The sequence below is a fragment of the Clostridium moutaii genome (assembly GCF_041205085.1).
In the GTDB taxonomy this organism is placed as follows: domain Bacteria; phylum Bacillota; class Clostridia; order Clostridiales; family Clostridiaceae; genus Clostridium_B; species Clostridium_B moutaii.
On record NZ_JBGEWD010000020.1, the window covers coordinates 41,450 to 50,855 of the forward strand.

Sequence of the window (9,406 nt, forward strand, 5' to 3'; positions counted from 1 at the left end):
GATTCTTAGGTGTGATGGAATTCACCTATAGGGAATGATTTTTTCACCGCACTTTAGAGGAACTTATCCAGGGACTTAGCAGTGCTTATCATCCTCAACTTTGAAAAAGTTGGGGGGTGTTAGCAATGGTAACCATCGTATAAATTTAGTTTTACCGGAGATGATATATTGATATTTGATAAAAATATAGTAAAAGCTAAATTTGTTAGCAGACCTAATAGATTTCAAGCTTATGTATATATAAATAATTCAAAAACAATGGTTCATGTTCCCAATACGGGAAGATGTAAAGAAATACTTTTACCTGGTACTACAGTAATTTTAAGAGAAGAAAATAATCCCACGAGGAAAACAAAATATGATTTAATAGCAGGCTATAAGGGAAATAGGTTAATTAATATAGACTCACAAATCCCCAATAAAGTTGTAGATGAAGCTCTAAAACAAAACAAAATAGATTATTTTAAAAGGTACATTAAAATAGAAAGAGAAAAGACATTTGGAAACAGTAGATTTGACTTTAAGTTAGGGGATAAGGAAGATAAGAGATGTTACCTTGAAGTGAAAGGAGTTACTCTGGAGAAAGATGGAATAACTATGTTTCCAGATGCTCCTACAGAAAGGGGAAGAAAACATTTACTAGAGTTAGTGAGAGTGAAAAAGCTAGGTTTAGATGCGGCAGTTTTATTTTTAATTCAAATGAGAGGTGTAAGATATTTTAGACCTTATGATGAAATGGACGAAAAATTTGGAGAAGATCTTAGATATGCAAAACAAAATAATGTAAAGATTTTTGCCTATGATTGTGATGTAGGTGAGCATTTTATAACTTTAAGAGATGAAGTGAGAGTACAATTATCAAGTAATTCTTAGGTTCAAGTGGAATTCGTCCATAAGGAATGCTTTTCGTATCTGAATCTTAGGAGAATTTATCCAGGGGCTACCATTGCTTAAGTTCAGCTTTTCAAAAGCTTTTGGTGGTGGCAATCATAGCTATGGTATAAAAAATCTAGTACATGTTTTATTATATGTATTTTATAATATATTTATAAGTTTTATAATATAGGTATGGATGTTTATTAGCGGTATCAAATGATTCATTCTTAGGTTCAGGTGAAATTTGTCCATAAGGAATGCTTTTCGTATCTGAACATTAGAAGAACTTATCCAGGGTGTAGCAGTGTCTAGCTTATCATCTACATATTGAAAAGTTGTGGGTGGTAGCAATGAATAGCCATGGTATAAAATTTATTTGGTGAAAGTTAAGGGGGTGTGACTGCTTTATTAGCAGTATGTGTATGAAGTTTAAATATTGTCCTATATGTGGAGGAAAATTAGAGGAGAAATATAGTTGGGATGAAGGAGGGGTACCATATTGTCCTAAAGATGATATAATGTACTTTGATACCCCTAGACCTTGTGTAATAGTTGCAGTAGTAAAGAAAGATCAGATATTATTATTAAAACAGAGTTATATATTTGAAAACTCTAAAGTGCTTTTATCAGGATATGTGACAAATGGTGAAACTGTGGAAGAAACTGTACATAGAGAAGTACTTGAAGAGTCAGGTCTTAAAGTAAGGGACTTAAAATACTTGGGAAGTGAATATGTCAATAGTAATAAAAAGGAAATAATAATGCTCACATTCATGGCAAATTATGATGGAGGAGATATAAAAAAATCTTCTGAGGTAGAATGGGTAAATTGGAGTCATATAGATGATGCTTTATGTGAAATGAGTGAAGATGAAGTTGGTAAAAGAATAGTTAGGAAGGTTTTAAAAGAGATAAATTATAGTGGAGAAAAGGCCTATAGATGTGATAATAACAGTTGCAGTAGAGACGTTTAGATATAGAATTTAATTTCAAAAAGTGATTGCATTTGATTTAAAAAAGGAGGAAAAAAATGGCTAAACATATACCGGAAATAAAGGGAATTCCCAAAAGACATATGATTAGAGTACCTGAAGTTATTAGAGAAGCAAGTGGGATAAGAATATTTGGTAAAAGGTTGAAGTCCCTGTTGTTTACTACAGATGTAGCAGTTATAAAAAATACCAATGCAGACGCCATTATTGCAGTGTATCCATTTACACCGCAGCCTCTCATAACACAAGCAATTCTTTTATCTGCGGATATACCAGTATTTTGTGGAGTTGGTGGAAGGCTTACAACTGGAAGAAGAGTTGTAAATTTAGCTTTAGATGCTGAATTTAAAGGAGCTATGGGAGTTGTAGTAAATAGTACCATTCCAAATGAAGTTATACGACAGATAAGAGATACTATAGATATACCTATAATAGTAACTATAGTATCTGAGTATGAAAATATAAAAGACAGGGTAGAATCAGGAGCTACTATAATAAATGTATCTGGTTCTAAAGAAACTACTAATATAGTAAAAAAAGTTAGAGATGAATATCCTAGTTTCCCTATAATAGCTACAGGAGGGCCTACAGAATCTAGTATAAGGGATACTATACTAGCAGGGGCTAATGCAATAGCATTTACTCCACCTACACCAGCTGAAATTTTAAGTAAAATTATGTTTGAAAACAGAAAAAAATATGCTCAGGAAAAACAAGATTAAATATTCAATTGAAAAATTGAATTATAATTTAGAGAGGAGTAACTGTTTCCATTTTTCACATATTTAGGGGAAATGAAAATACTATTATTATGAAGGGTGCTTTGTATTATTTTAGTGGTACAGGAAATACTAAATGGGTAGCAGATAGATTTAAGGAAAATTTTGCACTGGATAATATAAATATAGATTTAGTAAATATAGAATCTGTAGAGGATAATAAATTAAAAAAATATGATTTTTTTATTATAGGATCACCAGTTTATGCTGAATTCCCACCTAAAATTGTAACTGATTTTTTAAATAAATTTGATGATTCAAAAAAAAAGGTAAAAATAATAGTGTATTCTACACAGGCGGCATCCTCGTCTTCAGCTCCTTGCTTTATGGCAAAGTGTCTGAGGAAAAAAGGATATCTGCCATTAATACAAATCAGCATAAAAATGCCGAATAATTATTATTTTTTTGTAGGGAAGAAACCTGATAAGAATGAAATAAAAGAGTTATTATTAAAAGCAAATAAAAAAGTGAAAGATGTAGTAAAAAATTTTATAAATGAAGAACCTGTTATAGAAACGGCTTCATTTATTAGAATTCAATTTAATAAAATGATCTATAATATATTTAAAAGTAGAATTCCTAAATTATCCAAGAACATATCTTCTACAAAAGAATGTGGTAAATGTGGATTATGTTTGAGAAATTGTCCTCAAGGCAATATAACATTTGAAGAAGGACGTGCAATTTTTCATAGTAAGTGTATTTTATGCTTAAAATGTATATATATATGTCCCATAAATGCGGTGAGGTATAAAGGAAAAAAAATAGAGCAAACTCAAAAAGATATAATAAGAGTACTTGACTTAAATAGGTAAAATTTCATATTGTGTTGAAAGCTTCCAATGATTTTTAATTTTGGAGGCTTTTTTAGAATTAAATTTTTAATTTTGGAAATACTAAAAATACAATATTTTTCAGGAGTGAGTTTTATGATTTCGATCCAAGATAAGATGATTGTTGCAGAAAATTGTAAAGAGTATGAATCTAAAAATTATACAGTTGGATTAAAGGCCAGTTACCTTTCAAATAGCTGCAGCAATTGTGTGAATTTTGTAAATGAGCAATGCAATAAAAAGTTATTTGATGAAATTGAGGGAATAATAAATATGAATTAAATTTAATAATGGAAGGAGTAATCTTAATGTCAAGTAATCAGGAAATGAGACATGTTGGAGGTTTGTGCCCTGGGTACGAGCCAGATGATTTTGGATTTCAGTCCAGTACTGGAGAGGCTTATTATAAGAGCTGTGTTAATTGTAGAAATTTACAAGATGGTAAATGTGTAAAGGATCTTTATGATAAGGTGTTGGCAAGTTCAGATCAATGCTGATTTAAATTCAGCTATTTTATTTGCACAGTTAGAAATATTAAGTTTATTCTGACATATGCAGATTAGACTTCTATTTATACTATAAAATAAATAATATAAATATTTGAAATAAGTATTGACATATACAAAGTTAAATCATATAATAGTTAACAAATCCTAAATAAATTAATTTAATATCATCTTATGAAGAGAAGAGTAACATAAGTTAGGTAAAAGAGAATCAGTGGTTGGTGTGAACTGATACCGATGCTTTTGTGAATCCACCTCAGAGGATTATTATGATGAATAATACGGAAAAAACCGTTAGATCAAATGAGAGGATTATACTTTTGTATAATCAATAAGGGTGGTAACGCGAGCCAATCGTCCCTGTAGGGATTGGATTGGCTCTTTTATTTTATAATTTTGTACAAAAGCATTAATTTTAATTTCTATAGCTGTAGTTTAAAATTTAATATTATTTAATGAAAAGAAGAGTAGCATAAGTTAGATAAAAGAGAATCAGTGGTTGGTGTGAACTGATATCGATACTTTTGTGAATCCATCTTGGAGAATTATTATGATGAATAATACGGAAAACCGTTAAATTGAATGAGAGGATTATACTTTTGTATAATTAATAAGGGTGGCAACGCGAGTCAATCGTCCCTAAGGGGATTGGATTGACTTTTATTTTATGACTATCACTTTAGCAATGTATAACTGTGAACTATTAAACATAAATTTATTGGAGGTAGAGATATGCATAAAAAATTATTTATTCCAGGTCCAGTGGAAGTGAAAAAAGATGTATTAGAAAAGATGGCAACACCAATGATAGGACATAGAAGTAAAGATGCTTCAAAACTTCAAAGAGATATTAGCGATAAAATGAGGAAGGTATTTTATACAAAAGAAGAAATTTTGCTTTCAACATCTTCGGGAACAGGATTGTTGGAAGGTGCTATAAGATGCAGTACGGCAAAAAGAGCGGCAATTTTTTCAATAGGTGCATTTGGAAAAAGATGGCATCAAATTGCAGAATGCAATAATGTACCAGCAGATTTATTTGAAGAAGACTGGGGAAAAGCCGTAGATGTAGACAAAATTGATAAAGTTTTAGCTACAGGTAAGTACGATTCGCTTTGTGTGACTCATAATGAAACTTCTACAGGGGTTATGAATCCAGTGGAGGATATAGCAGAAGTAATGAAAAAATATCCTGAAATCGTATGGTGCTTGGATACAGTTAGTTCTATGGCAGGTGTCAAGATAGAAGTAGATAAACTTGGCGTAGATATATGTTTAACATCTAGCCAAAAAGCTTTAGGACTTCCTCCGGGAATGGCAATATGTTCTTTTTCACAAAAAGCAGTGGAAAGAGCCAAAAAAGTAAAGTTTAGAGGATATTATTTAGATTTACTTTCTCTTTATAATTATATCCAAAAGAAAGATTATCAATATCCTTCAACACCATCCATTTCACATATGTTTGCTATGGATTATCAGCTGGATAGAATATTGGAAGAAGGGCTTGAAAATAGATATAAAAGGCATTTGGAAATGGCTGAATATGTCAGAAATTGGGCTAGAGAATATTTTGAACTGTTTGCGGATGAAAGATATCTTTCAAATACTCTTACTAATATAAAAAATACCAGAGATATAAATGTAGGTCAATTAAACAAGGATTTGGGTGAGAGAGGATTTCAAATATCCAATGGTTATGGAAAGTTAAAGGGAAAAGCTTTTAGAATAGCTCATATGGCTGATCTTAATCTTTCTGATATAAAAGAACTTTTAGATACTATTAATTATATATTAAAATTATAAATGGGGAGGATTTGATACTCATGAGAATATTAGTTAGTGATGGAATGGAAAAAGATGCCTTTGATAAGCTTATAGCAAAAGGATATGATGTCTTAGATAAACATTTTGAGGATGAAGAATTAAAACAGAAAATAAAAGAATTTGATATTATAATAGTAAGATCGGCCACTAAAATTAGGAAACCACTTATAGATGCAGCTAAAAACGGAAAATTAAAACTTATAATAAGAGGTGGAGTCGGAGTAGATAATATAGATGTAGATTATGCAGCTCAAAATGGAATAATGGTTAAAAACACTCCTAATGCCAGCACTATTTCAGTTGCAGAGTTGACATTGGCTCATATGTTTGCAATATCAAGATATGTGAATATATCTAATGTAACCATGAGAAATGGGAAATGGGAGAAAAAGAAATATAAAGGGGTAGAATTATATGGTAAGACATTAGGGCTTATAGGTTTCGGAAGAATTGCAAAAGAAGTTGCAAAAAGAGCTTATGCCATGGGAATGAATATAATATATTATGATAAACTTGGTATGGCAAAAGGATATAACAATTATGAGTTTTGTGAGTTCCAGGCACTATTGATGAAAGCAGATTATATATCACTTCATATTCCCTTTGATAAAAAACAGGGTGCTGTAATAGGTGAAAAAGAACTCGATATGATGAGAGATGGAGTTTATATAATAAATTGTGCAAGAGGCGGTGTAATAGACGAAAAAGCATTGATTGATGGATTAAATGGGGGAAAAGTAGCAGGGGTAGGAATAGATGTGTTTGAGAATGAACCAGAACCTTGCAGGGAACTTGTAAATAATGACAGGGTCTCAGTAACACCTCATATAGGAGGATCAACTGTTGAAGCTCAAAAAAGAATAGGCATGGAAATAGTGAATATAATTGATAAATATTGTTTAGATAAAAATTTAATTAATGTATAAGGAGGGATAAAATGGCAGTCTTAAAAGCTTTTAAGGCAATACGACCTAGAAAAGATATAGCTAGTAAAGTGGCTGAACTTCCATATGATGTTATGAGCAGTGAAGAGGCAAGGGAAATAGCTAAAAATAATGTTTATTCTTTCTTGCATGTGGACAAAGCTGAAATTGATTTGGATAAGAATATAAATCCTTATGATAAAAAAGTATATGAAAAGGCAAATGAGAATCTAAATAAAATGATTGATAACAATATATTGGTGCAAGACCAAAAGAACAATTTTTATATTTATAGATTAACAAGGAATGGAAAAAGCCAAACAGGCATAGTTGGATGTACTTCTATAGATGATTATATTAAAAACAAAATAAAAAAGCATGAATATACAAGGAAAGATAAAGAGCAAGATCGAATAAATCATGTAGATATTTGTGATGCAAACACAGGACCAATTTTTTTAACTTATAAATATAATGAAAAAATTAATAATATAATAAATATGTGGACCGAGAAAGAACCTGTTTATGATTTTACTGCTGCTGATGGAGTCAGACATGAGGTATGGGTTATAGACGGTGATGAAACAATAAAGAATATCTGCGATTTGTTTAAAAATATAGACAGCCTTTATATAGCAGATGGACATCATAGAGCGGCTTCCGCTGTAAAAGTAGGTATTAAAAGAAGAAAAGAAAATCCAAATTATTCTGGATATGAGGAGTTTAATTTCTTTCTATCTGTACTTTTCCCACATTCGGATTTGAACATTATAGATTACAACAGAGTTGTTAAAGATTTAAATGGCCTTTCAGTTGAGGAATATATAGTTAAAGTTTCAGAAAAATTTAATGTAGATGTATATGAAGGGGAAGGGGCATATAAGCCATCTTATAAGGGTACCTACGGCATGTATTTAAATGGAAAATGGTATAAACTTGCTGCAAAGAAGGGTACGTATAATTCTGATGATCCTGTTGATAAATTAGATGTATCTATTCTTCAAAATAATTTATTAGCTCCTATTTTGGGAATAGATGATCCTCGTACAAATGACAGGATTAGCTTTGTGGGTGGAATAAGAGGACTTGGGGAATTAGAGAAGAGAGTAGAAAAAGAAGATATGGGAGTTGCTTTTTCTATGTATCCTACTACGCTAGAAGAACTAATGAATATTGCAGATGCTGGAAAGGTAATGCCTCCTAAATCTACCTGGTTTGAACCAAAATTAAGAAGTGGATTATTTATTCATAAGTTAAGGTAAATAGTAATTTTAAAGATTTTATGACAATAGGATCCTCGTGGTTTTCACGGGGGTTTTGTGTTCCAGGGGGAATATTTTATCCTTGATTTTATGGTATAATATACTTGAAATTATACTTAAACTTAACTTTTTGGATAATAAATTTAACGTGATTATATTCCATTGAAAAAGCTTGAATTTTAGGTATTTTGTATTGTTATAATGTACAATTGGGAGCGATAGGAATGCTGAAGGAACAACTTGTATCCATTGATTTAGTTAAAGGCAGCAATAGTGAATATATAATAAGAGATAATTTAGGTATTACTATAGGAAGGATATTTATGATTGAGCTTTCCAAGATAAATAAATATAGTATACTTAGAATAAAATTTTATAAATGGGGAGAGTGCAGTTATAGATTACTTAAAAATACCCTTGAAAATTTTGTACAAATACTTCTTAAAAAAATTAATTTAAATAAAATAAATGTAATAGCACATGAGGATATAAATATATCAGCATTCACTGATTTGGGTTTTGAACTTGAAGGTATAATATCAAGGAGTATAAAAGTTGATTCTGAATACAAAAATGAAATATTGTTTGGTTTGGACTTTGATAAAATTAAAAATATAAATAGGGGATTACACATAAAGGGCGATAATATAACACTTTCTATATTGACTCCGGAAAATGCAGTGGATATATTGAATTACTACATAAAAAATCTGGTTCACTTAAGTGAATTTGAACCAGATCGGGAGAAGAGTTTTTATACATTGGAAATACAAAAAAGAAATTTGAACGAAAGTTATAAACAATTTTTAAGTGGTAGAAATGCTAATTTTGGTATATATAAAAATAAGAAATTTATAGGCAAGATACAAATTTCAAATATAATAATAGGGGTATTTAAAAGTGCATTTATAGGATATTCTATAGATGAAGATGAGCAGGGTAAAGGCTACATGAAAGAAGCATTGAAGTTAGTTTTAGAGTATGCTTTTAATGAACTAAAGCTGCATAGAGTGGAAGCTTCTACTTTGGTAGATAATATAAGATCTCAAAGGGTGCTTAAAAGTTGTGGATTTAAAGAACTTGGAGTGAATGAAAAATACTTGTTTATAAATGGAAAATGGAGAGATCATATAACTTTCTATAAAATTACTTCTATTTAAACAAACATATCCTTGCGTGTCCACATATGAAAAAGTTAAGAATGGATAGAATATATGAGAAAATGAAAAATAAACCTATAATTTGAAAGTACATATATATTATAGAAGCTAAATCTGTGATATAATAAATTTTGTTGTCTTCAAGGAGTTAGCAACACTAACTCAAATCAACAAGCTTTAAATCTTAAAAAATAAGATTAAAAACATGTTGACAAAGAGGAAAACAGATGATATACTATAAAAGCTGTCTA

10 protein-coding genes and 2 other annotated features are annotated in these 9,406 nt (G+C 30.4%); all 10 genes read left to right on the forward strand.

Features of this window, described 5'->3' with window-relative positions; genetic code table 11:
* The first annotated feature begins 168 nt into the window (after nucleotides 1-168).
* The 10 genes from sfsA to AB8U03_RS15415 all read left to right on the forward strand — a co-directional run bounded on the left by sfsA (nucleotide 169) and on the right by AB8U03_RS15415 (nucleotide 9,155).
* Nucleotides 169-873, forward strand: a complete 705-nt coding sequence (gene sfsA / locus AB8U03_RS15370; RefSeq protein ID WP_369705436.1) for a DNA/RNA nuclease SfsA — start codon at nucleotides 169-171, stop codon at nucleotides 871-873.
* Between the two features lie 425 nt (nucleotides 874-1,298).
* Nucleotides 1,299-1,850, forward strand: a complete 552-nt coding sequence (locus AB8U03_RS15375; RefSeq protein WP_369705437.1) for an NAD(+) diphosphatase — start codon at nucleotides 1,299-1,301, stop codon at nucleotides 1,848-1,850.
* Between the two features lie 56 nt (nucleotides 1,851-1,906).
* A complete protein-coding gene (locus AB8U03_RS15380; protein ID WP_369705438.1) occupies nucleotides 1,907-2,590 on the forward strand; it encodes a beta/alpha barrel domain-containing protein in 684 nt (227 codons plus the stop codon).
* 89 nt (nucleotides 2,591-2,679) lie between these two features.
* Nucleotides 2,680-3,462, forward strand: a complete 783-nt coding sequence (locus AB8U03_RS15385) for an EFR1 family ferrodoxin (RefSeq protein ID WP_369705439.1) — start codon at nucleotides 2,680-2,682, stop codon at nucleotides 3,460-3,462.
* Between the two features lie 114 nt (nucleotides 3,463-3,576).
* The gene (locus AB8U03_RS15390; RefSeq protein ID WP_369705440.1) at nucleotides 3,577-3,762 is read left to right on the forward strand and encodes a hypothetical protein; all 186 of its coding nucleotides are present in this window, start codon (nucleotides 3,577-3,579) and stop codon (nucleotides 3,760-3,762) included.
* A gap of 26 nt (nucleotides 3,763-3,788) precedes the next feature.
* Nucleotides 3,789-3,977: a hypothetical protein gene (locus tag AB8U03_RS15395; protein ID WP_369705441.1), complete on the forward strand. Its 189-nt coding sequence runs from the start codon at nucleotides 3,789-3,791 to the stop codon at nucleotides 3,975-3,977.
* 174 nt (nucleotides 3,978-4,151) lie between these two features.
* Nucleotides 4,152-4,351, forward strand: a binding site (T-box leader).
* An 81-nt stretch (nucleotides 4,352-4,432) separates the two neighbouring features.
* Nucleotides 4,433-4,630, forward strand: a binding site (T-box leader).
* Between the two features lie 88 nt (nucleotides 4,631-4,718).
* Nucleotides 4,719-5,789 (forward strand): pyridoxal-phosphate-dependent aminotransferase family protein, encoded by a 1,071-nt coding sequence (locus tag AB8U03_RS15400; protein WP_369705442.1) that lies wholly within the window; start codon nucleotides 4,719-4,721, stop codon nucleotides 5,787-5,789.
* A gap of 20 nt (nucleotides 5,790-5,809) precedes the next feature.
* Complete coding sequence (locus AB8U03_RS15405) at nucleotides 5,810-6,736, forward strand: D-2-hydroxyacid dehydrogenase (RefSeq protein WP_369705443.1); 927 nt, start codon at nucleotides 5,810-5,812, stop codon at nucleotides 6,734-6,736.
* 11 nt (nucleotides 6,737-6,747) lie between these two features.
* On the forward strand, nucleotides 6,748-7,995 hold the full coding sequence (locus AB8U03_RS15410; protein ID WP_369705444.1) for a DUF1015 domain-containing protein: 1,248 nt from the start codon (nucleotides 6,748-6,750) through the stop codon (nucleotides 7,993-7,995).
* 224 nt (nucleotides 7,996-8,219) lie between these two features.
* Complete coding sequence (locus AB8U03_RS15415; RefSeq protein WP_369705445.1) at nucleotides 8,220-9,155, forward strand: GNAT family N-acetyltransferase; 936 nt, start codon at nucleotides 8,220-8,222, stop codon at nucleotides 9,153-9,155.
* The last annotated feature ends 251 nt before the right edge of the window (nucleotides 9,156-9,406 follow it).